This is a genomic window from Arcobacter sp. CECT 8989 (assembly GCF_004116715.1).
Classification (GTDB): domain Bacteria; phylum Campylobacterota; class Campylobacteria; order Campylobacterales; family Arcobacteraceae; genus Halarcobacter.
Window position 1 is genome coordinate 25,539 of record NZ_PDKE01000008.1, and the last position, 25,422, is coordinate 50,960.

The window sequence follows — 25,422 nt, forward strand, 5'->3', positions numbered from 1 at the left end:
AAATATTAATTCAATAGGATTTATTCTATCAAAATTTATCTTGTAAGGGTATGAGTATTTAGTAAACAAAAATAAAAAGGATAGTTTTGATACAATAATCTTTTAAATATTACATATTATTAGGAAAATTTATGAGTATAATCAAAAACAATTTTGAAAAAATGAATGTAACAAAAATCAAAAAAGCTAAAAATAATAAAAACTTAACAATGATTACTGCATATGATGCACTTTTTGCCAAGCTTTTTGAAGAGATTGCCGATATTATTCTAGTTGGTGATAGCCTAAATATGAGCTTTGCAGGAAAACCAGATACTCTTTCTGCAACGTTAGATCAAATGATTTATCATACAAATGCTGTTTGTGCTGGAGCACCAAAAGCTTTTGTAGTTTTAGATATGCCATTTGGAACATATATTAATAAAGACGAAGCCTTAACAAATGCTGTAAAAGTATATCAACAAACAAATGCAGCTGCTATAAAAATTGAAGGTGGAGAAGATAAATCTGATATAGTAAAACACCTTACTTCTAACTCTATTGCAGTTATGGGTCATATTGGTTTAATGCCTCAATATGTAAGAAGTGAAGGTGGATATAAAGTAAGAGGTAAAACAGAAGAAGATACACAACAACTTATCCGTGATGCAAAAGCTATTGAAGAAGCTGGAGCATTTTGTATTGTAGTTGAAGGTGTTTTATCAGATGCAGCTAAAAAAATTACAGAAGCCGTAAATGTGCCAGTTATTGGAATTGGAGCAGGAAATGTAACTGATGGACAAGTATTAGTTTGGTCAGATATGTTAGGTTTCTTTGAAGAGTTTAAACCTAAGTTTGTAAGACACTATTTAGATGGAGCTACTTTAGTAAAAGAAGCCGTTAATAAATATAGAGATGATGTTCAAATAAGAGCATTCCCATCAAAAGAGGAAGAATATTAGCATGATAAATTTTAAAGTGGAGCTTTAAAAGTGGAAAGAGTTGTAGAAGTAGAGCAAGTATCCTTTGAAGATGAGAGTACAGAAGTAAATCTTCGTCCTTCATCTTGGGATGATTATATTGGTCAAGAAAAGATAAAAAAGAATTTAAAGGTTTTTATAGAAGCTAGTAAAAAAAGAAATGAAGCCTTAGACCATATTCTTTTTTATGGACCTCCAGGACTTGGTAAAACTACTATTTCATATCTTATTTCAAATGAAATGAATACAAATATCAAAGTTACTGCTGGACCTATGATTGAAAAAAGTGGTGATTTAGCTGCTATTTTAACAAACCTTGAAGAAGGTGATATTCTATTTATTGATGAAATTCACCGTTTAAGTCCTGCTGTTGAAGAGATTTTATATCCTGCAATGGAAGATTATAGACTTGATATTATTATTGGTTCTGGACCAGCAGCACAAACTGTAAAAATCGACCTTCCAAGATTTACTCTAATTGGAGCAACAACAAGAGCTGGTATGCTTTCAAATCCTTTAAGAGAGAGATTTGGTATGCACTTTAGAATGCAATTTTATACTTTTGAAGAGTTAGCAAAGATTATTCAAAAAGCTGCATTTAAACTTGATAAACAATGTGATGATGATGCAGCATTAGAAGTATCAAAAAGAAGTAGAGGTACTCCAAGGGTTGCACTAAGACTTTTAAGACGAGTTAGAGATTTTGCTGAAGTTGAAAATGAAGATACTATCAAAATAGAAAGATGTAAATATGCCTTAGATGAACTAGGAGTAAATGATTCTGGTTTTGATGAGATGGATATAAACTTACTTGAACTTCTTGTTTCAAATAAAGGTAAACCTATGGGGCTTTCTACTATGGCAGCGGCTCTTAGTGAAGATGAAGGAACAATAGAAGATGCTATTGAGCCATACTTATTAGCAAATGGTTATATTGAAAGAACTGCAAGGGGAAGAATAGCAAGTGTTAAAACATATGAGCTATTTAGATTAACTCACCCAGATGCACAAAAATTAAATGATGAAGGAACACTGTTTTGAAACCACAGTACTTCTTAATAGCTCTAACAATAGTTACTCTATTTTTTATGTTAGAGCTATTTAGTGCATTTTTAAAACCTATGATTGTTGCCCTACTTTTAGCTGTTGCAACAAACTCACTAAATATATATTTTAAAAGACATATTCCAAATCAGTTTGTTTCATCAATGCTTATGACAATATTTTTAACTTTTATTTTCTTTGTTCCAGTTTTATATTGTATCTTCTCATTTGCTACAATGATAAATAAAATCGACCAAAAAGCATTAATAGAAATGTACAATGCCTTAGAACATTGGGTAAAAAATATGCCTAATGACTTACTATTTATAAAAGAGCAATTAAATAAAATCCTTGATAAAGTAGATATTCCAGAGCTTATTCAAAAGCTTATTTCGATAGGTGCTTTTTTAGGTAAAAACTCTGCAAAATTTATTATTGATATGATAATGATTTTAGTCTTTTACTTTTTCTTTAACTTTTATAGTACTAGTCTTTCTCACTATTTTAAAGAAGCACTTCCTCTTAAAAAAGAGGATTCAAATGCCCTATTTTATGAATCATCAAATGTTATGAGTGTTGTTTTATACTCTATCTTAGCAACAGCTGTACTTGAAGGTTTCTTATTTGGTATCTTTGTTTCTTTCTTTGGATATGATGGGATTTTATTAGGGGTTTTATATGGTTTTGCATCTTTAGTTCCTGTTGTTGGAGGACTAATTATGTGGCTTCCTGTAGCTATTTATGAAATCTTTACTGGAAGTACTACAAATGCCTTAGCAATTGCTGGTTACTCAATTATTGTTATCTCTATTGTTGCAGATACTTTTATTAAACCAGTAATTATAAAATATATCAATCAAAAAGTAGTAAAAACTCCAAGTGAAGTAAATGAACTACTTATCTTCTTTGCAATTGTTGCAGGACTTTCCACCTTTGGTTTTTGGGGAATGATTATAGGTCCAGCGATGGTTACATTCTTTATCTCACTAATTCAACTTCTAAATAAGTTTAGTGATGATTATTATAGTATTAAAAAGAGTATAAAGAACAACGAATAGTTGCTCTTTATATATCTACTTTTCTATTCACCTGATAAAAGTTCACCTCTGAAAGTCACTATTCCATAATCTAAATTTGCAACTGATTTAAAGCCCATATCAAGCATAATCTTTTGGCAATAAGCACTTCTACTTCCACTATGACAATAAACTACTATTGGTGTATCTTTTTTACCTTCAACTTGTTCTAAAGCTTGATAAAATGAAGTTGTAGGAACTAAAAAGTCTGTTCCTTTTATTCTTGCACCAACCCATTCCATCCACTCTCTTGTATCTACTAATAAAAAGTTTACAAGCTTTAGTTCTCTAGCTTCTAATAAAGCTTCTACTTCAGCTGCTGAAACTTGCTCTTTCTTTAAAAGATTTTCACAATCTTCTTTTGAAAGACCTTGAGAGTGCTCAACTTCTTGCTCTACTTCATCCTTTTGAACTAAAGAATCAACATGCTCTTTTGTACAGAATATTCCACAGTGACAGTGACCTTTTTCAGGAATTTCTTTTGTTAATGCTGGTGTACAGGGACATAGCCTATTGTCTTCTTTTTCTCTTTGAGATGGTGTTTCACCAACTACCATAAAACAGGGACAAAATCTTTGTCCATAAATCATCTTATTTCTAGTAAGTCCAAGTTGAATTGATTCATTTACATCTTCTTCTGGATTATAGAAAAAACCATGTTCTTCACATACTTTATCAGTAAACTGTTTTGTTAACTCTAATTGCGTTTGAAACTCATCACTTTGGATATCAATTTTTTTAATCATTACACTTCCTAATTTAAAAATAAAAAATAACATAAAGAACTCTATATTAAAATTAAATAAGAATATTAAAAAAATTAAAAAAGTTTTTACTATAATAAATAACAAAATTTAATATAAGAAGTTTCCAATGAAACCTAAGAAGTTTTTTCTAAAAATCAAACCGACAATATCGCTTACTTTAATATTTTTAATCTCCTCCGTTATAATTACGACTCTTTCTTTACAATACTATTTTTCAAAAGATTTAGCCCTTGATGCAACGGAAAATAACTTCAAACTCACAGCTGAGAAAATAGAACAAAAAATAATCTCCTTTGACAATACTAATAGTAATATACTCAAAACTATAGTACACTCTGAAGAAATGAAAGATTTTCCAAATAAAAATGAAAAACACAGACTTCTTAAACAACTTACTATTATTTTAGATAATAATAAGCATATCTATGCCATCTATGCAGGAAGTAAGAGTGGTAACTTTTATGAAGTAATAAACCTGAATATAACTAAAGACTTAAGAAAAAAATATGATGCAACAAAAGAAGCTAGATGGTTGGTTATAAAGATTTATGAAGAAGATGGTAAAAGATACCAGTATGAAAAACTTTTAAATATAGATTTAAAAGTTTTAAATACTAAAAGAAAAGAAGCTTCATATAACCCAAGTATTAGACCTTGGTTTAAAAAAGCTATTGATTCACATAGCAAAGTAATTAAAACAAACCCCTATCAATATACTAATATTAATGAATTTGGTATTACCTATGCAAAAAAAATTAAAAATGAAGATATTGTATTAGGTTTAGATGTATCATTAAATAGTATTTCTAACTTTTTAAGTAAGCAAACTATTATAAAAAATAAAGAAATTATTTTATTTCAAGAAGATGGAAAAATAATTGCTTCAGCAAATTTAGATAAAAATATAAAAACTGTACCATATAAAGAGCTTCTTAACTTTGCAAAAGATGAAAAAATAAAAAAAGTACAATTTAACCTAGGATTAGAAAATGAATGCTTTGTCTATTATTCTCTTATTAAATCTGAATTTAAAACAAAAGACCACCTTTCAATAATTATTCCTATTAATACAATTATGAAACCTTTAATTAATAAAATATATAACTCATTTATGATTACCTTGGTAATTTTAACATTGACTATTCCTTTAATTTGGTATGCAACAAGAATTTTAGTTGAACCAATTCAAAAACTTGAAAAAGAAAACAAGAAGATAATGAGAAGGGATTTTGATAATGTCAAATTAATAAAAACAAGAATAAAAGAGTACCATGAACTTTCTCAATCATTATATAAGATGTCAATATCTATAAAAGAGTTTGAAGAGAAACAAGAAGAGCTAATGGACTCTTTTATTCAACTAATTGCAAGTGCAATTGATGCAAAATCAAAATACACTGGTGGCCATTGTGAAAGAGTACCTATTTTAACTATTGCTTTAGCAAATGCTGCTGCAGCTTGTGATGAGGGAATTTTTAAAGACTTTAAACTATCTACTAAAGATGAAAAAAGAGAGCTTAGTGTTGCTGCTTGGCTACATGATTGTGGTAAAGTTACTACTCCTGAATATGTAGTTGATAAAGCAACAAAATTAGAAACTATTTATAATAGAATTCATGAGGTAAGAACTAGATTTGAAGTTGTTCATAGAGACTTAACAATTAAAATGTATAAAAATATCTTAGCTGGTGCAAATAAAGAGCAAGAAGAACATACACTTCAAGAAGAGCATAAAAAATTACAGCAAGAGTTTGAAGCTATTGCCAAGGCAAATATTGGTGGAGAGTTTATGCATGATGAAGATATTGAAAAAATCAATGAAATAGCTCAAAGAAAATGGACAAAATATTTTAATGACACAATAGGTTTATCCTATGATGAAACATCAAGAATAAAAGAGATAAACAGAACATTCCCTAAAGAAGAGAATCTTTTAAATGATAAAGATGAACATATTATTCAAAGAGAAGACTTCTCTCAAGAAGAGTTTGATAAATATAGATTTAAAATGGAAGTACCTAAATATCTTTATAACCAAGGAGAAATCTATAACTTAACCGTTAAAAAAGGTACTCTTACAGAAGAAGAGAGATTTAAAATCAATGAACATATGATTATGACAGTAAAAATGTTAGAAAAATTACCTTTCCCTAAAAACCTAAAAAGAGTGCCAGAGTATGCAGGAGCTCACCATGAAACGCTTCTAGGAACTGGTTATCCAAGAAGACTTAAAAAGGAAGATATGTCTATTCCCGCAAGAATAATGGCTGTTGCTGATATCTTTGAGGCTTTAACAGCTGCTGATAGACCATATAAAGAAGCAAAAAAACTTTCTGAGTCACTAAAAATACTTAGTTTTATGGTAAAAGATGAACATATTGATGAAGATGTATTTAAACTATTTTTAACAAGTGGTGTTTATATGACTTATGCAAAAAAATATTTAAAAGAAGAACAAATTGACGAAGTAGATATTTCTAAATATGTATAAACAATCACAAAAGTGATTGTTTATCAATTATTAAAAAGAGGCTATATATTCTGATAAAACTTCTAAATCTTCTTTCGATAAAGAGCTTACTTGAGCAATCATAACACCTTTCATAGCTGCACCATAAGTTCCTTCTTTATAGCCAACTAAAGCATTTAAGACTTTATCTTTATCCCAACCTTTAATTACTTGAGATTTTCCTAAAGCTTTCATTTCTCCATTTTGTCCATGGCAACCCGCACATTTTAGATATAAAGATTTACCTTTTGAAGCAACATTTGTATCTTTTTTTGTTTCAACAATATTATCAATACTTGATTCAATACTTGTTTTTGCTTCTTTTGTTTTATTAACAATCTCTTCTGTTAACTCTTTTGCTACAACTTCAGCTTTAGAACTAATACTCTTAGCAGCATCAGTTCCCTTTTCAGCAATTTGTTTAGACTCTTCAACTACCTTTGAAGCTACTTCTGAACTTGCACTTTTAACTACTTCTGTAATTTTTGAAGTTGATTCTTTAACTTGATCTACAAGTTTTGATTCAGCACTTGTTTCTTTTTCAACTTTTACTTCAGCCTGTGCTACTGGTTTTTGAGTTTCTGCTTCTGTAGATTCAGAACATCCTGCAAAAATAGCCATTGCTATAAAAGAACTTAGTAAAATCTTTTTCATTATCAATCCTTGTATTTTTTTTATTTTAATTTTTTATTGTGTACTTTTTGTGCTACTTGTTTCTAAAGCTTTATATGTAAAACTAAACTCATCTTTTACAAAATCAATTTTAACTTGACCACCTTTTTTAAGTTTACCAAATAAAATCTCATCAGTAAGTACATTTTTAATCTTATCAGAGATAACTCTATTAAGAGGTCTAGCACCCATTGTTTTATCATAACCAAGTCTTGCTAACTCATTTTTAGCTTTAGTTGTTATAGAAATTTTAATCTTCTTATTCTCTAACTGTTTTTCTAAATCTAAAACAAATTTACCAGCTACTTTAGCAACAATGTCTTGCTCTAAAGCTGCAAAAGGTACTGTTGCATCAAGTCTATTTCTAAACTCAGGAGCAAAGAATTTATTTACAGCTTTATCTTCATTTAATGAATCATTTTTAGCAAATCCCATAACATTAGCTTCGCTTGCTCCAAGGTTTGAAGTCATAATTAATACAACATTTTGGAAGTCTGCTTTATTTCCACTATTGTCTGTTAATTCTGCATTGTCCATAACTTGAAGTAAAATAGACATTAAATCAGGGTGTGCTTTTTCAATCTCATCAAGTAATAACACACAATGAGGATGTTTTCTAATAGCTTCTGTTAATAATCCACCATTTTCAAAGCCAACATATCCTGCAGGTGCTCCAATAAGTCTTGATACTGTATGCGCTTCCATATATTCACTCATATCAAATCTTTCAAAATGAATTCCTAATTGATTTGATAACTCTTTTGCAACTTCGGTTTTACCAACACCAGTAGGTCCAGTGAAAAGGAAACTTCCAATTGGTTTTTTATCAAGTCCAAGTCCAGCTTTATTTCTTTTGATTGATTGAACAATTGTAGAAATAGCTGTATCTTGACCAAATACTCTTTTTTGCATTCTAGATTCAAGATTTTTAAGTAATGATACATCTGATTTTGTAGCCGATTTAGAAGGAACATGTGCCATTCTTGCAACTGTATCTTCAATATCTTTTTGCAAAATTTTTATATTCTTTTTATTTACTTTTGCATACTCAATTTTTTTACTAGCTCCGGCTTCATCAATAACATCAATAGCACTATCAGGTAAAAATCTATCAGAAATATACTTTTTACTTAATTCTACTGCTGATTCAATTGCAGAGCTTGTATAACTTACATTATGAAACTCTTCATATTTTGGTTTTAGTCCATCTAAAATTGTAATTGCATCTTCTATACTTGGCTCATCAATATCTACTTTTGCAAATCTTCTACTTAAAGCCTTATCTTTAGAGAAATCATTTCTAAACTCTGAGAAAGTAGTTGCACCAATACATTTTAATTTTCCATTTGCAAGCATTGGTTTTAAGATATTTGAAGCATCCATTGCACTTCCACCAACGCTTCCAGCACCAACAATTGTATGAATTTCATCTATAAATAAAATTGCATTAGGAATTTTAACAATCTCTTTTAAAAGTGATTTTAGCTTTTTCTCAAAATCACCTCTATATTTAGTTCCTGCAACCATTGAACCCATATCTAAAGAGTATACTTTAGCATCTTCTAAAAACTCAGGTACTCTTTTATTCGCAATCTCTAAGGCTAAACCTTCTGCAATTGCTGTTTTACCAACACCTGGTTCTCCTACTAAAATAGGATTGTTTTTCTTTCTTCTTCCAAGGATTTGAATAACTCTACTTATTTCAGTTGTTCTTCCAATTACTGGGTCAATATCACCTCTTTTAGCAACTTCAACAAGCTCAGTTGAGTTTTTATCTAAAACTTTATTATCATCTTTTTCTTCTTTAGTGCCTAGTTCATCTGTTTCATTTTCATTTTCTCTATGAGAAATCTCTTCTAGAATATCAATTCTTTCTACACCCGCAGATTTAAGGATATATGTTGAATAAGATTTATCATTTTTTAATATAGCAACAAACATATCCTCTACACTTGCATTCCCTCTTCCACTAGTTTGAGTATGAGCTACCATATTCTCAATTGTAGAAGTTAATGTAAGAGTTTCAATTGGCTCATCTTCAACATTTTCAGGGAAAACAGGAGTATTCTCTTCAATATATTTTTTAATTTCATTGAATATTTTTTCTTGATCAAGTCCTAAATCTACGAATAGATTTTCGATGACCTCATCATGCAGAAGCATAAGAAAAATATGTTCTACTGTTAAATACTCGTGTCTGCTTTTTTTAGCATAACTTACAGCTTGCCCAAATATATTTCTTAATTCTTTACTTATCATTTTTTATTCTTCTTCCATAATAGCTTTTAGAGGGAAACCTTTCTCCCTAGCAAGTGTCTTAACTTGTGCGACTTTTGTAGAAGCAATTTCATGGCTATAAATTCCACAGACTTCTCTTCCATTGTTATGTATATTTAACATGATTTGAGTTGCTTCATCAACAGTTTTTCTAAATATATTTGTTAATACATCAATAACAAAATCCATAGTTGAATAATCATCGTTTAATAAAATCACCTTGTATTTCTTTGGTTCTGAAACCTCTAAATTACTGTCCAATTCTATCTCTAATTCATTTGCCACCTAGTTCACCTTTTGTTTAATCTATGAATATTATAACTAAAAAACTGATTAGCTTGGTAAAAGAAAGAGTCAAATAAATATTTTAAGCTATATTTATATTTTACGTTTTATAAACTTTATTAACTCTTCTTTTGAAAGTGGTTTACTAAAGTAATATCCTTGATAAATATCACATCCAAAACTTTCTAAAAGCTCTAACTCTTTTTGCTCTTCCACACCTTCAGCTACAACTTTTAAATTTATATCTTTTCCAATATTTACAATTGATTTTACAAGCTTCATATTTTCATCATTTAAGAACATATTATGAATAAAAGACTTGTCAATTTTTAATTCAGAAATAGGAAGTTTACTTAAAATACTTAATGAAGAATATCCTGTACCAAAGTCATCTAAAGAGATACTCACATTGTATGATTTGATTGTATTTAAAAACAGAATAATTCTTTTTACATCCCCAACAAAGATATTCTCAGTTATCTCAATCATAAACTTATCATTTGGGAAACTACTATTTAAAATAACTTTTTTAAATCTATTCATCTCTTTTATTGATACTAGTTGTCGTGGAGAAACATTTACAGAAAGTGTAAACTCTTTTGAAGTCTCTTTCCAAACCTCTTTTATGTCTGCTTGGGCTTTTTTTATTACAAACTCGCCAATATCATTTATAATTCCACTTTTCTCAGCAACTTTGATAAACTTTTCAGGGGATACAAAACCTAGCTTTTTGTTATTCCATCTAAGTAAAGCCTCTACTCCTATAACCTCATGGGTTTTTGAGTTGATTTTAGGCTGATATACTAAAGAGAACTCATTATTGTAAATAGCTTGTCTAAGTTGTGTTTCTATTTGAACAATCTCTTTTGTATTTCCATAAATTGCCTTTGAGAAAATCACATATGAGTTTTTATTCTCTTTTGCTTTATATAAAGCCATATCTGCTTGGTTTAAAAGCTCTGAAGTTGTAGTTTTACTTTTATTATATCTAGAAATACCAATACTTACACCAGTAAATAGTTCAATTTCCCCTATTTTAAAGTTATTTGAGAAGATATCTAAGATTTTTTTTGCAATTGTTCTTACTGTCTCTTCACTTCTTTCATCAATTAAAACAATAAACTCATCCCCAGCATTTCTTGCAATAAAATCTTTTTTAAATAGTCTTGCTTTTAAACGCTTTGCAACATCTTTTAAAAGTTTATCTCCAACTAGATGCCCATAGGTATCATTTATATATTTAAAATTGTCTAGGTCTAAGAAAAATACATAGAAGTTTTTACCGTCTTGCATTCTTTTACTAATCTCTTGATTCAATGAATATCTATTATAAACTCCCGTTAAAGTATCATGGTTTGCAATATATCTTAGTTCATTTCTTGTACGTGTTTGTATTTTAATGCTATAACTAAATAAAAAATATAAAATTCCAAGAAGTATAAATAATAAAACCATTGAGATTATAAGTTTTTTATTAAAATCTTTTGTTATTACTTCATAAGGTATTGAAACTAATGAAAATAAGTCATACTCTTCTATGTAAATTACAGACATCATACATTTTTTATCATTTGTATTAACTGTTATAACATCAGGTGTAAGCTCTTTTATTTTATCAATTTGTTTAAATTTATTAAAATCATACTCATTAGAATAAGTCTCTTCCAAAGTTTTAGTGAGTGGTGTTTCAAACTGTATAAAACCATCACTTCTAATTAGTTGTACCTTTAAATTATTTGGTAACTCTTTTAGATTAAACACACTACTTTGCCCATCAACTTCCATCCCTGCTGTCATTACCAAGGGAGTTTTTCCCTTAGAATCTTGTACACCCATTCTAATTGGAATAACCCACTTCCTAAGTTTTTCCATATAGTATGTTCTTCCAAGCTGCATTTTTAAACTATCTCTTGCTTCTTCAAAGCTTTTGCTTGTAAGTTTATTGTCCATTAAATTAGGTAAGTTAATCAAGCTATCAATTGTAGAAACTAATATTAACTGACCATCATATTGAGCTAAACCAAAGGCAACTATTCCTTTATTTACTCTTTTCATATCATTAATTAGTTTTCTTCCATTTTCTGGATTATTTAAAGCGTCAAGCTCTAAAAGGTTCTCACCTAATATTTTTAAGGTAGACTCTTTATTTCTAAAAGAGGAAATTGTACTTTGAACACTGATTTTATTAAAATTTGTTAAGTTTTCCGCATACTTGTTTTTATTTATAATCCATTCATAATAAAAAATAAAAATTGCAGCTGTTAGAATCAATACACTAACAACGATATAAACAAGCCAAAAGTTAACTTCTTTGAGCTTTGACATAGAATTCCTATAAAAATAATTTGCAAATAAATATATATAATTTAATAAAAAATATACAATATATAGTTTTTAATTTTACTTAGGTAGAATTCCAAACAAAAGATAAAAGTAAGATTATGAAAGAAACAATTTTTATTACAGCTACAAATACCGATGTTGGCAAAACTTTCGCTTGCGAAAAGTTTATTAGATATTACTCAAAAAAAGGTTTAAAAGTAGGATACTTTAAACCTATTGAAACGGGAGTAATAAGTTCTCCTTTAGATGGTTCCAAAATGCTAAACTTAGTAAAAGAGTTAAATCCATCTTTTGATTTTGAGATGAAAGATGTAGTTCCTTATCAATTCAAACTTCCTGCCGCTCCATTTGTTGCTAAAAATGATACAAAAATAGATTTAGATTTTTTATTGGCAAAAAAGAAAGAACTTGAAGCAAAGTGTGATATTTTGATTATTGAAGGTGCTGGTGGACTTATGGTTCCTATTGAAAAAGATTTTTTTATTATTGATTTAATAAAATTCTTTAATGCAGAAGCAAAACTTATAACACCATCAAAACTTGGGTGTATAAATGACACTCTACTCTCTATAAATGCTTTAAAAGCAAAAGAGATAGAGTTTGAATGGTATATAAATCTATTTTTAGATAAAGATAGCTTTGAAGAAGTGTCCCTACCTTTTTACAAAGATTATTTTAAAGAGATAAAATACCTTCAAGACATATAGAAATCAGATAACTTTTCTATTTCTATATGCAAGAACTATAAGTACTAAAATTACAACTAGTGTAACTGGTACAAAAGTAGGAATAGGCACAGGCTCACCTGCTGCGTAAGAGTGTTTTCCTGCAAGATAATAGTTTACTCCAAAGTATGTCATAATAATTGAAGCATACGAAATTGTAGTTAAACTAGCAAATACAAAATCAGACAAAACATCTTTTATATATTTCAAGTGAATGATAATTGCATAAATAATAATAGATACTAAAGTCCAAGTCTCTTTTGGATCCCATCCCCAATATCTTCCCCATGATTCATTAGCCCAAATACCACCAAGGAAGTTTCCAATTACAAGAAGAACAAGTCCTATTAAAATAGACATTTCATTTATTCTATTTGACTCTTTTATACTAATTAAGATATTAAAAAACTTATCATCCTCTTTTTTAGGATTTGCTAAAGCAAAAAGAACTAAACATAAAAATCCAAGTAAACAAGAAAGCCCTAAAAAGCCATAACTAGCAGTAATAACACTTACATGAATAGTTAGCCAGTATGATTTTAATACGGGAACTAATGTTGTGATTTGAGGTTCCATCCATGAAAGGTGAGCTACAAAAAGAGTGATTCCACTTAAGATTGTAGTTGTTGATAAAGCAAGAACTGACTGCTTTGAGAAAAAGATTCCTGCTAAGACAATTGCCCATGAAATATAAATCATTGATTCATAACCATTTGACCAAGGAGCATGTCCTGCAACATACCATCTTAATCCTAAAGCAAAAGTATGAAAAATAAAAGCTATCACAAGTAATGATAAAACTATTTTAGAAATTTTTTCTAGTTTTACTTCACTTTTAAATATATTTACAAAGATTAAAACTAATAAAAAGAACCCAGAAATTAAATAAACAGGAGTTAGATTTTCAAAAATATTGTATTTATTAAAAATTAGTTCTGCTTTGATTTTTAAATCACTTGGAATAACATTTGTATTTGCATTTTGTTTTTGATAGTTTATAATATTTTCTAAAGAAGCATCAACCTCATCCCAAGAAGTTTTATTTTTAGTTGCCAAATCAAGTTTTAAATAATAGTCTTGCATTAAGTTTTTTATAGTTTCTGAATCTTTTGAAATAAGTAAGTTTACTGCTTCATTTGTATTTAGCCACTTATTATTCGCATCACCTTTTTTAGGAAATACTCTTAAAAAATCACCTGTAAAAAGAGTGTAAGCAATATTTAACCTCTCATCTACTTTTATTAAATCTTTGTCAAACTCATCTCTTAAAGAGCTTTTCTTTTTATTGGCTATTTCTAAATGACCTTCTAGTTTATAAAAGCCCTTTTTTGTATAAATATCATTAAAAGAGATTGTCTTTGCACTTTTTTCTACATCAACTATTGATTTTAATCTCTCACTTTTTACTTTTATAAAATCTACTTCTTGCCATACTTTTGGATATAACATCATACTTAAGAAAAATTGATTGGCATCTAAACCATAAACACTACTTTTTCTTGTGATTTTATTTATAATTTCTATTGCTAAAGAGTTTACAGGTTTTATTCTTCCTTGATAATCTTGAACTAAAAGAGAACCAAACTTTGTAGCATGAGCTTTATTTATATTTAAAACTTTAGGATTATTCTCTAGAACAGTATTTGCAAAACTATTTGTTTGTATAAAGAACATACTAAAAGCAACAAGAACAAAACTAAGCACAGCTTTTTTCGCATAATATATTTTCTTTATACTCTCTACATCATATTTTTTTGAACTAAGCTTTTTTAGTCTTCCTTTTTTTACAAAAAGACTTAATATAAGTCCTGTAAACAGTAAAAAATACCCTATATAAGTAGGAACTTTACCTGGGTCTTTATTTACTAAAAGTATTGTTCCATCTTCATTTTCTGTGTAAGAAGACTGGAATAGTCTATATCCATTATAATCTAAAGTATTATTCATATAAATTGTGTACTCTAATGTATTTTTATTTTCTGTGTCATAAATTTTAATATCACTCTCATAAGCAGAAGGAGCATTTGAACCAGGATATCTATAAAGTCTAAAGTCATTTAGCATAATAGAAAAAGGAAGTTTCAACTGCTTTGTTCCCCATTGTAAAGTTAACTTTTCTCCTTCGATATCAATATTTCTTTTAAAGCCAGTGAATCCACTTTTTCCAAAAAGTGAAACCTCTTGTTTTTTACCATCAATTAATAAATCTAAAACAACAGCAGATAATCTTTTATTTTCAGGAATCTCTTCACTCCCATGTACAGTTTTTACTTCACCTTTTAATGAAGCTTCATTTATTATAAACTGAGTCTGCCCTACTTTATAAATAACATCTGTAAATAACTGCTCTTTTTGATTTGCTTTTATTGTTTTAGTTGAAGAGTGATCTTTTGTAAAAAGGGTTGTTTCAAGATTTGAACTATATAAAATCTTTTCTTCACTTGTTTCAAAATGAACATAGGCTTTATCACTATTTTTAACACTATTATTTAAAGAGAAATCTAAAAACTTCGTTGTTTTCATCTGCTTATCTCTTAAATCAATACTTTTTGCCTCTTTAAAACCTTTAACAATAATATTAATCATAGGTTTTCCATTTTCACTTGGAACAATTCTTTCAACAGCATTATCTACAAATCTGTTTAATTTTATCTCTATATTTTTATCTTTTATATTTGTATCATATGAAAAAGTATCTTGAGCTAGTTTTGTCATCAATACTTTCTTATCGTATACTAATCTTTCATCTTTATATACTTTTATGTACTCATCACTAGAGTACATTTTGTTTTCCATTCGTCCTTCATATATAGTGATATTTGCTTCATAGCCCATATATCTTGTCATTGCAGAACCAACAAAAATAAATACTAATGAAATATGAATCATAAATAAAAAGAACTTATCTTTTTTATACATTTTGAAAGCAAAAATATTTACTATCACTGCAACTGTAAGTAAAAGCATTAGAAGTTCAAACCAAGTTTGCCCATAAATAAAAGATTTAGCTCCTAATGGACCAAAATCATTTTCAATAAATGTTGCAATTGCACAAGAAAGTGCAAAAAATAGTAAAAGCACAACAACAATTGGCATTGAGAATATAGTTTTAAGTTTTTTTAACATAATAAATTGCCTTGATATTTTGTATTAGCACATGTAAGTAACATCAAGATTTAATTAAGTAAGGAGATGATTGCAATGAAAGTCATTGATGTTACTTACATGTACCAATAGAAACAAAGAGAACCGAAGTTCTCTTTATTTTTTATTTTAGTTATAAGAAGTTTTATCTTCTACGTCTTTAGTAGACTCAGGGTTATAAACACCTTTTTTCTCTGCTTCTTTTTTCCACTCTTGCATTAATCCATTTCTAAATTTCATTTTTTCTTCAATTAATTTTTCAAATGGTAATCCAATAATCTCTTGAGCTTGTTTTTTGTCTTTAATCTCAGGAGCTTTATAATCAGCAGCACCATATTTAGCTAATACTTTAGCTAATTTGATTCTTGCATCACCAGCTTTTCCTAAAGCAGTACCAAGAACTCTTAAAGTCTCTTCTGGTGCATGGAAGAATGCTGGGTGAGAAGCAACTGCGTAATCCCATCTCCATTGAGCATGTCTAATATCTTTTAAGATAGGAGCCATCTCTTCTTTAGTAGCACCAAGTTCCCAAGCTTTTCCTGCTTCTAAGTGAGCTGCTGCAATAGCTTTCATAGCTTTTTTATGAAGCTCATTTTTTCTTTCTCTTTTTTCATTAATATTAGCAAGTAATGATTTTTCACTTACTCTGTGACAATTCATACAAGATTTGTCCATGTTTTCTAATGGGTTACCAATGTTGTGGTCTGTATATTTAATACCACCTTCTTGAACATATGGCATATGGCAATCTGCACAAGATACATTGTTTTTACCATGAGCACCTGTTTTCCACATTTCCCAACCTGGGTGTTGTGCTTTTAACATAGGTGTTTTAGAAACTTTATGTGTCCAATCTTTGAACTCCATATTGTCATAGTATTTTTCCATCTCTTCAACTAATGTACCTTCAGCCCATGGTAAAGTAACAACTGCTGCTTTTTTACCATCTGCTAATGGAGTTTTTGCAAAGTAATACTCTACGTGACATTGTGCACAAACCATAGATCTCATATCTTGTTGAGTTGCTTCAGCTAATGATTTTTCACCTGCTGCTTTTAATCCCTCATCTAAATATTTTCTATTTACTTGTAGTTCCATTGTTTCTGGATTATGGCAATCTACACAACCTATTGGATTAATGATATCTGAACCATATTTAGCCCATTTACCAGTATAATACTCCATATCACCATCTTTATCCATCATTCTAGGAACATCAGGAGACTTACATGTCCAACATGCTGTTGGCATAGGACCTGTTTTCTCATCAACTGGACCACCAGTTCTTAGTGTATTTCTATTATCTTCTATTGCGTAGAAGTGTCCTCTTGGTGCATTATAATCTTTTGCAAAACCATACCCAGCCCATAATACAACTAATTCAGGATACTCTTTTAACATATCATGAATTTCATCAGAGTTTTTAGTTTGTTTCCAAGAATCAAACTGTCTTGGATAATGTTTTCTAAACTCTTCGTTTTTTGTTTCCCATCTATCTACTTTAGGAACCTCATTTAGTTTAACTTGTTCTTCTTTTTTCTCATTAATAGAAGCTACAAGAGCAGTCATTAGACCAATTGCAACTACACTTACTGCCATTAATATTTTGTATTTTTTCATAACAAACAACCTCTACTTATTCTTTTACTTTAACACCAAGATTATACGGAGTTGATGTTAAACTTCTAACTTTTCCGTGTGGCACAAATTTGTGACACTCCCAACATTTACGACCATTTTCAAGACTTCCAACCTCTTCACTGTGATATTTGTCTGCGTTCATTTTCAGTGTTGCATTTTCACTTGCATGACATCTAACACAGTTTGCTTGCACACGGCTTGCCCCATCATCACTTATGTGAATATTATTCTCATAAGTGTTAAGAGTGAATGCAACAGAGTGATTCCACCCATCTATAGCTTTTGACTTGTATTTAGCTACAACATCCCCTACAGGTAAGTGACAATCAACACACCCTGCCACATTTTTATGTGAACTTTTTTCCCATGTTGCATACGCAGAATTCATCGTATGACAATTAATACAGGCTTTTGGATCACTTGACAAATATGACAACATATTTGATGCATAAACTGTGTAAACAAAAAGAGCTGAAGCAATTAGAAAACTTAAAATTGAACCGTAAACTACAATTTTTTTATTCTTCTCCATCACCTATCCTTTATTTACTTTGAAAGTATACAATTAGTTCTATATATTCAAATTGACATTAATCAAGAAATTGAATGAGTATTCATATATAGTTAAGTTTTTTTTATAATTAAAATGAGAAAGATTATTTTATTTTAAGTTGTGTTTTTAGTTATACATTCTATTTCAAGGCTTACTACAAGATTTGACATAAGTCAAACTTATAATAAAATGGAGAACTAAAATGTTAAGTTTTTTTATGTAACTTTCTTGTAATTTTTAGAAATTTAGCTTAAATTCTTGATTTTAACCACTTATAATAAATAGCTACAAGAAAAAAAGCGGAGCCAAGGATTATAGTAATAATTTTTAATGATACTAGTTCAGCCATTATTCCAATAAATAAAGTTGTTACAACTGTAGTTACCATAAAAATCATATCATTATAAGAGATTACTCTTCCTAAGTATTTATTATCAGTTTTCTCTTGCAATAAAGCATAAGTATAAGACCAAATAGTTGTAGTAGTAAAACCAACAAAGAATATTGCTATTAAAGAGATGTAGAAATTACTTTGAACTAATGCCCAGAATATTATTGCTGAACCTTGAAAGATAAAGATATAAAGTAATCTATCTTTATTTACCCAATTTGAAATAATAAAAGGACCTATCATTAAAGCTGTTGCCCTAAGAGCATTTGTAAGTCCAATGGCAAGGGGAACAGAAATCACATATTTATACTCATTTTTAGCTAATAATGTCACTATTGTATCAAAGATAGTAAGTCCCACAGAAGAGTGTAGAATAATTAGATGAACTACCAACTTATTTCTTTTTAGATATAAAAAGCCATCTTTCATTAAAGATAAAATTTTCTCTTTTGTATGAATTACTTCTATCTTAAAATTGATATTTAAAAGTAGGATTATTGCAGCTAGTAGTATAAAAGTATCTATAATAATTGCCCACTTTACTCCAACTAGGTTAACAACTATACCACTAAGAGCCATACCAGCAGCAAAAGTAAATGACCAAATGATAGAGTGAATTTCATTTGCTTTTTGTAAAGCCACCCCTGAAATAAGTTTTGGAAGTAGTGACATTTCAGTTGAGAAAAACATTGAAGCACTTGCCATTCTAATAAAAATAAAAATCATTAAAAGCCAAACCTCCTCTTTACTATCAATAGTTAAAAAAAGTAAGGTCATAAGAAGTTCCATAGATAAAAGGCTTATCATTAAAGGTTTCACTTTAAATTTATCAATAATAGCCCCTGAAAGTGGTGCTATTATAATTGCTGGTAAAAAGTGCATTGCAGTAACTACAGAGATTGCAAAAGCTGAAGAGTTAAATTGCACTAGCATAGTATAAATAGCTACATTTGAAAACCAAGCAGCAAAGTATGCTACTAACTGTAAAAGAGACAATTGTCTAATTACAGTATAGTTTGTTAATAATTCACGATAATTCAATTTCTACTAAAACCTCTTGAAATATAGCAGAGTCTGCTTCTTGGTCAGTTAAAAAAGGTGTTACGTAATTTGCATATTTATTTCCAGAGTATGCAAGTACGCAATTTTCTTTTATATCTTCACTATTTTTTATTTTAATCTTTGTTTCTCCAAACTCAGATTTTAATAAAACTTCATCATCATTATTAAAACCTAAAGATGAATTTACATATAAATAGTTATCCACTTTAAATTGAGAGTTTAAAGAATCTTTTCTTTTAGCTGTTAAAAAATAGTATTGGTTCTGTTTTTTCTTTTCATATAGTTCTTCAATTTCAAGCTCTTCTATGAACTCAAAATTGTCAATATATGAACTATCTTCAACTTTTGTATTTATATAATAGTCTAAAATCTTTTCTTCATCATCAAGTTTTTCAAAACCAAATTTTTCATTTAGAAAGTTAGCTAAGTCATATTCACTTATACTGTTTTCATCTTTCTTTTTTGTATAGTTTGAAATAGCTTTTAGCTCATGTCCATATGAAAGTCTCACATCTTTTTTAGTTAAAAATGAAGATGAAGGGATTATTAAATCTGCATATTTACTTGTTTCATTTAATACTGTTCCAAAAAATACAACAAAACTATTTTTTAGTCCTTCTATTACTTTCTTAGTATTTGGAGCAGTTACAACAGGGTCAGTTCCTTGTATAAATACTAAATCAAAGTTTGCAAAGTCTACTGTTGGAAGGGCTATTTTCTTCTTTGCCTTTGAAACTAGCTGTTTATCATAACCATAAGAAGAGTCATCTAAATACCAAAGTCCACCTTTTTCTTTGTTGTGAACTCCAATATAAGCAGCAAAAGAGTCAATTGTTCTAAAGATTTGAGCACCTTCATAATATTTTTGAGGTCCAAGTCCTAAAAAAATAGAAACACTTTTCCCTTCTATTAGCTCAAAGAACTTAGTTACTTCAGATAATGATACTCCTGTAGTATGTTCATATGAAACTATTGGTTTAGACCTTGCTAAATCAAAAAACCAATCTGCACCTTCATGAGTAGAGATAAACTCTTCATCCTCTTGATTTGACATATGAGCAAATCTAGTTAATAAAAGTGCTAAATCATGGTCTGTTTTTGGATTTATTTGTAAATGAAGTTCTGATTTTTTGGCAATCTTTGTTTTAATAGGGTCAATAGTTATAAAGGTTTTATCTTTTACAAGATTATACATATGAGATGAAGTTACTGTTAGATTTCTTCCCCAAGCAATTATCACATCACTATTAATAAGTTTCTCAATTGGTGGGTTAACATTTATTCCACCTCTTCCTTGTTCAATACCTAGTGAACCAATTGCATCACAAAGGCTTCCTTTTGTAAGAGTAGAACCATATTTTGCGAAAAAAGTTTTTACACAGTTTTGCATAACTCCTAGGTTTCCAGCACCTTTGTAAAATAGAGTTTTATCACTATTTGTATTTCTTAACTTTTCAACTAAAACATCTAAAGCTTCATCTAGATTAACTTCTTCATTTTTATAAAATGCTGTTTTTAAAAAGTCTTCTTTTAAAAGGTTTGCAAAGTTTACACATAGTTTTTTATTTGTAACTAAATGATCACTACTACCTTTTATATTACCTTTTTCATCAACATACCCCTGACATGTATCATAACAGTCTAAAGGGCAAGCTACTAAATTATTTGAATTCAACTTTTACTAACCTAGAGAATACTTTTGGGTCAGGTACAACAATCTCTACTTTATAAGATGAAATATGCTTTGAATCAGCAACTTTATATACTTTGTCTAACTTAATATCGCTTTTCTTACCATTTAAATAGATTGTTTTTGTTTTAATATCTGCTATATCATCAATAGGAACAAATATTTCTAATTTACCTTTTGATAAATCTTTCGCTTCATAAAGTAAAGTTCCAGGATTAACATAATCACCTTCTTTTACTGCAATATTATAGATATATCTATTTTTCTCTTTAAGCATTTTATTTTTAATACTATCTTTTAAGTTTGCAATTTTAACTTCAATATCTGCTTTAGTAGTTCTATAGTTTATTGCTTTTAATTTTTGAGAATCTTTTTCAAAACCAGATTTAGATGATACTTGAAGCATTCTATTATAGTTTTTTTCTTCAATCTCTAGCATTTGAGATACTGCTTTTAATTTTACTTTTGATTGTTTTAAATCTATTCTATCAACATATGAATCAATCTCTACAATTTTTGAATTATTTGCTTTTTTACCTTCAATCTCATCATTTACATATATAACCTTGCCACTTACAGCTGCTTTTATTTCATAAGAGTTTACAGGTTCTAATTTTGCATAAAATTCATAAGCAAATAAAGAGTTAACTAAAAAAAGTAGTGCAAAAATATATTTCATTTTTAACCTTTGATATCTAATTGTTTAACTAAAGAGATAATGGCTTTTTGTGCCCCTTTAAAATTCTTAGTCTTTTCACACTCAAATATTAATTCATCTAATTGTGAATCATATTTCAAATAAGGAAGTAGTAACTTTAACATCTCTTCTTTAGTTTTACATGACTTTAGTTTTTTTATTAGGGGTTTATCTTCTTTAGTCTTTTGTTTGTAAATCCTAGCATAAATATATAAACCAAATATTAATATTGTAACTAAACTTCCTAATGAAAAATATAGAAGTTTATCTTTTAAAGTTATACTTTTTTCAATAACTTTTTTTATCTCTTTAGGCTCATTTGATTTTTCTAAGATAGGAGTTGTTTTTTGTTTATTTAATGAGTTTACTTTTACTTTAAACTCTTTTGTTTCTTTCTCTATAACTTTTTTTTGTGTTTTATCAAAATATTTTAGTTTAAAACTTGGTATAGTAATTGAAGAAGAAGGAACAATTGAAAATATCTTTTCATAACTTCCTTCAAAACCTTTTTTAGAATATGCTGTTTTTATTTGAGGTTTATTATCATAAATAGTTGCATTTTGAATATCAAGTTTAAAATCTTCAAGGTCATCAAAGTTTCCAACTCCTTTGATATCTAATTTTAATGATACAGATTCACCCTCTTTAATCTCACTTTTGTCAATAGTTGCATTTATATCAAAATTACCTATTAGATTTACACTCTTAGGTAAAGGCTTAATATCAAAATCTAAAGAGTTAGAATAAACTCTTTTTTCAACAGGAACACTTAGAAAAGAGAAATTCCCATAGCTTGAATTTTGATTTACTAGCTGAACAATTATTGCTAAAGGGTTGACTTTCAACTTACCTTCTTTTTGAGGAAAAAGTAAATACTCTAACTCTTGAACAATATAGCCATTTTCTTCATATCTTCTATTTTTATTATCAACTTTTTTATACCAAAAGTTCTCAAAGTGTGGTGGTTCAAATCCTAAGTTTGTAATTTGAAGATTTTTTCTATATTTAAATACTAACTTTAATAAAATATCTTCACCCACATAAGCTTCTTCTTTTGAAGCTTTTAATTGTAAATCAAAATTATTAGAGATAGTTTTATTAACTTTTCTTTGAGTGATTTTTCTTGAAGAAGATTGAATTTCAACTCCATCTATTTCAAAAGTAAAAGAAGGGATTTCAAAATCTTTTTGAGGTAGGATTTGAAACTTTTGGCTTATTTTTTCACTATAGTTACCATTTATTATCTGTAAAGACCTAGATGTTCCTAAGTTTTGTACAATATAAGAGTCTATTTTTTCTATTTTTGGAAATTTTATTGAACTACCAGTAACTTCAAGCTCAAAAGTAAAAGGTTCCCCTTTTACAAATGAGTTTGCAGAGTTAAGCTTAACACTTGAAAACAATTCTAAAGTTAATATAAAAATAATAATTAAAGATTTAACTACTGTTTTCATTAAAAGTCTAATGTTCCTTCTATTGCAAAGTTAGCTTTTGAATCAAGTTCTGCATGTGATAATACTGCAACTTGAAGTCCAAACTTCTCATAAATTTCAGAGATTCTTTTTCTTAACATTGGGTCAACAACCATTGCAACCTTACCAAAGCCTTTTGTCTCTATTTGCTCTAATAACTCTTTTGTTTTAGTTACTAAGTTATTGATTTCAGCAATTGAAAGCATTAACTGAGAAACTCCATGCTGTTCTTGTAATTTTCCAATAAATTGCTGTTCAATTTCAGGTTTTATTGTAACAATATGAAGAGTATCATCAGTATCTTTAAATCTATTTGTAATAAGTCTATATAATTTACTTCTTACATGTTCAAGTAATACATCAGGAGCTTTTGTAAACTCTGCTATATCTGCAACTGCTTCAATAATTGTTAACATATCAACAATAGGTATTTTCTCATGAAGTAAATCTCTACATACTTTTAATAATGCTCCATAAGAAGTCACTTTCATAGCCTCTTCAATAACAATTGGGAAGTCTTTTTTAAGCCTTTCAACAATATCAACTATATCTTGTCTTGTAATAATATCTTCTGCATGTTTCTTAATAAGCTCAGAAATATGAGTTGAAATAATTGTTGGGGCATCTACAACTGTAAATCCATTCATTAAAGCATCATCTTTTTGTGACTCATCAATCCAAACTGCATCAAGATTAAATACAGGCTCTTTTACTTTAAGACCCTTTAGTTTTCCTGGAATTCCACCCATAGCAAGAAGTTTTTCAACTTCAACTTTACCTTTTGTTAATGGTATTCTTTTTAAATAAAGTTCATACTCATTTGAAGGTAAGTTTGCATCATCTGATATTCTAATTTGAGGAATAACGAATCCTAAATCAGAGGCAATTGTTTTTCTGATAGCTTTAATTTTATCAAGAAGTTCTGAATCACCTTGAACTAATTGTAAAAGTCTGATTCCAAGTTTAAGCTCAAGAACATCCATTTTCATGATGTTTTCCATAACTTGGTTTTCATCAGGTGCAGCTTCTTGTTTTTTCTTCTCTTTTAATGATTCAATATCTGTCTTATCATCAATAGATTTTGATTTTTTAGCAGTCTCTGGTGTAAATAGTTTAGTAAGAGCATTCTCTTTTCCATCTTCTATCATTGAAATTGTATAACCTATGATTGCTAAAACAATTCCCATAACTACTAATATTCCTGTAGGGAACCCTGGAACAAAACCAAAGAAAACAAGCCCTACTCCAACAAGAATTAAAGACTTAGATTCCTTAACTAATTGAGATACAGACTGATTAGCAAACTTATCTTCATCCATATTTGAACGAGTAATAATTACAGCAGTTGCCGTTGATAAAATCAGTGCAGGAAGTTGAGCTACTAATCCATCCCCAATAGTTAAAATTGTATATATTTCACCACTTTGAGCAACTGTCATATCATGCTGGAATAAACCAATAAGTAGTCCACCAATTAAGTTTACTAAGGTAATGATAATACCAGCTACTGCATCACCTTTTACAAACTTAGAAGACCCATCCATTGCTCCATAGAAACTAGCTTCTGATATAAGCTCTTTTCTTCTTACTTGAGCTTCTTTATCATCAATAAAACCTGCATTTAAATCTGCATCAATTGCCATTTGTTTACCAGGCATAGAATCAAGTGTAAATCTTGCTGTAACTTCTGCAACCCTTGTTGCACCTTTTGTAACAACCATAAAGTTTATTAGTACTAAAATAATAAATACAATAACACCAATTACCATATTTCCGCCAACAACAAACTCTCCAAAGGCAGAGATGATGGAACTTACAGAGTCTGGCCCATTATGACCTTCACTTAAAATTGACCTAGTTGTGGCAATATTTAAGGATAACCTGAAAAGAGCTAATATTAAAATAATAGTAGGAAAGGTTGTCAGGTCTGCTGGCTTTTGAATATATAGAGAAATTAATAATATTAAAAGCGAAAAAGATAAAGATAAAATTAAAAAAAAATCTAGTACCCCTTTTGGTAGAGGTACTATGATAATCATTAGTATTGCAACAAAAAGTGCAACAACAAATAAGTCTTTAGAAAGAAATCGTTTTATATTCATTTAGGTCTTAAAA

At 28.9% G+C, this 25,422-nt stretch carries 18 protein-coding genes; 5 read left to right on the plus strand and 13 right to left on the minus strand.

Translation table 11 applies throughout. From position 1 onward, the window contains the following. Positions 1–131 precede the first annotated feature (131 nt). The 3 genes from panB to CRV02_RS08705 are packed head-to-tail and all read left to right on the plus strand — an operon-like array spanning position 132 to position 3,061. Entirely contained in the window at positions 132–941 is an 810-nt protein-coding gene (panB, locus tag CRV02_RS08695) for a 3-methyl-2-oxobutanoate hydroxymethyltransferase (protein WP_129090006.1), read from the plus strand. 30 nt (positions 942–971) lie between these two features. Continuing rightward, entirely contained in the window at positions 972–2,000 is a 1,029-nt protein-coding gene (ruvB, locus tag CRV02_RS08700; RefSeq protein WP_129090007.1) for a Holliday junction branch migration DNA helicase RuvB, read from the plus strand. Then, positions 1,997–3,061: an AI-2E family transporter gene (locus CRV02_RS08705; protein ID WP_129084720.1), complete on the plus strand. Its 1,065-nt coding sequence runs from the start codon at positions 1,997–1,999 to the stop codon at positions 3,059–3,061. The genes ruvB and CRV02_RS08705 overlap by 4 nt, the downstream gene beginning before the upstream one ends. 23 nt (positions 3,062–3,084) lie before the next feature. On the opposite strand, the gene CRV02_RS08710 is transcribed toward CRV02_RS08705, so the two are convergent. Further along, complete coding sequence (locus CRV02_RS08710) at positions 3,085–3,825, minus strand: ferredoxin-thioredoxin reductase catalytic domain-containing protein (RefSeq protein ID WP_129090008.1); 741 nt, start codon at positions 3,823–3,825, stop codon at positions 3,085–3,087. A gap of 364 nt (positions 3,826–4,189) precedes the next feature. On the opposite strand from CRV02_RS08710, the gene CRV02_RS08715 reads away from it, so the two are divergent. After that, entirely contained in the window at positions 4,190–6,337 is a 2,148-nt protein-coding gene (locus tag CRV02_RS08715; protein WP_258239273.1) for an HD domain-containing phosphohydrolase, read from the plus strand. A gap of 30 nt (positions 6,338–6,367) precedes the next feature. Here CRV02_RS08715 and CRV02_RS15120 read toward each other — a convergent pair whose 3' ends face one another. The 4 genes from CRV02_RS15120 to CRV02_RS08735 form a co-directional block, all read right to left on the minus strand. Then, on the minus strand, positions 6,368–7,009 hold the full coding sequence (locus CRV02_RS15120) for a c-type cytochrome (protein WP_309109254.1): 642 nt from the start codon (positions 7,007–7,009) through the stop codon (positions 6,368–6,370). A gap of 33 nt (positions 7,010–7,042) precedes the next feature. Further along, a complete protein-coding gene (gene clpA / locus CRV02_RS08725; protein ID WP_129090010.1) occupies positions 7,043–9,286 on the minus strand; it encodes an ATP-dependent Clp protease ATP-binding subunit ClpA in 2,244 nt (747 codons plus the stop codon). Between the two features lie 3 nt (positions 9,287–9,289). After that, positions 9,290–9,589 (minus strand): ATP-dependent Clp protease adapter ClpS, encoded by a 300-nt coding sequence (gene clpS, locus CRV02_RS08730; RefSeq protein WP_129084724.1) that lies wholly within the window; start codon positions 9,587–9,589, stop codon positions 9,290–9,292. Between the two features lie 93 nt (positions 9,590–9,682). Beyond that, a complete protein-coding gene (locus CRV02_RS08735; RefSeq protein WP_129090011.1) occupies positions 9,683–11,914 on the minus strand; it encodes a bifunctional diguanylate cyclase/phosphodiesterase in 2,232 nt (743 codons plus the stop codon). Between the two features lie 116 nt (positions 11,915–12,030). Here CRV02_RS08735 and bioD point away from each other — a divergent pair, with 116 nt between their 5' ends. Then, the gene (gene bioD / locus CRV02_RS08740) at positions 12,031–12,639 is read left to right on the plus strand and encodes a dethiobiotin synthase (protein ID WP_129090012.1); all 609 of its coding nucleotides are present in this window, start codon (positions 12,031–12,033) and stop codon (positions 12,637–12,639) included. 3 nt (positions 12,640–12,642) lie between these two features. Here bioD and ccsA read toward each other — a convergent pair whose 3' ends face one another. The 8 genes from ccsA to flhA form a co-directional block, all read right to left on the minus strand. Further along, positions 12,643–15,783 carry a cytochrome c biogenesis protein CcsA gene (gene ccsA, locus CRV02_RS08745; RefSeq protein ID WP_129090013.1) on the minus strand — a complete coding sequence of 1,047 codons (3,141 nt, stop codon included), beginning with the start codon at positions 15,781–15,783 and terminating at the stop codon, positions 12,643–12,645. A gap of 147 nt (positions 15,784–15,930) precedes the next feature. Continuing rightward, positions 15,931–17,421: an ammonia-forming cytochrome c nitrite reductase gene (gene nrfA, locus CRV02_RS08750; RefSeq protein ID WP_129090014.1), complete on the minus strand. Its 1,491-nt coding sequence runs from the start codon at positions 17,419–17,421 to the stop codon at positions 15,931–15,933. Between the two features lie 16 nt (positions 17,422–17,437). Continuing rightward, positions 17,438–17,974 carry a cytochrome c nitrite reductase small subunit gene (gene nrfH / locus CRV02_RS08755; protein WP_129084729.1) on the minus strand — a complete coding sequence of 179 codons (537 nt, stop codon included), beginning with the start codon at positions 17,972–17,974 and terminating at the stop codon, positions 17,438–17,440. Positions 17,975–18,245: 271 nt separating this feature from the next. Next, positions 18,246–19,427: an MFS transporter gene (locus tag CRV02_RS08760; protein ID WP_129090015.1), complete on the minus strand. Its 1,182-nt coding sequence runs from the start codon at positions 19,425–19,427 to the stop codon at positions 18,246–18,248. Beyond that, complete coding sequence (locus tag CRV02_RS08765; protein ID WP_129090016.1) at positions 19,414–21,123, minus strand: molybdopterin-dependent oxidoreductase; 1,710 nt, start codon at positions 21,121–21,123, stop codon at positions 19,414–19,416. The genes CRV02_RS08760 and CRV02_RS08765 overlap by 14 nt, the downstream gene beginning before the upstream one ends. Next, the gene (locus CRV02_RS08770; protein WP_129090017.1) at positions 21,110–21,817 is read right to left on the minus strand and encodes an HlyD family secretion protein; all 708 of its coding nucleotides are present in this window, start codon (positions 21,815–21,817) and stop codon (positions 21,110–21,112) included. The genes CRV02_RS08765 and CRV02_RS08770 overlap by 14 nt, the downstream gene beginning before the upstream one ends. Positions 21,818–21,819: 2 nt before the next feature. Continuing rightward, the gene (locus CRV02_RS08775; RefSeq protein ID WP_129090018.1) at positions 21,820–23,289 is read right to left on the minus strand and encodes a BatD family protein; all 1,470 of its coding nucleotides are present in this window, start codon (positions 23,287–23,289) and stop codon (positions 21,820–21,822) included. Then, entirely contained in the window at positions 23,289–25,409 is a 2,121-nt protein-coding gene (flhA, locus tag CRV02_RS08780; protein ID WP_129090019.1) for a flagellar biosynthesis protein FlhA, read from the minus strand. Before flhA ends, CRV02_RS08775 begins: the two co-directional genes overlap by 1 nt. Between the last annotated feature and the right edge of the window lie 13 nt (positions 25,410–25,422).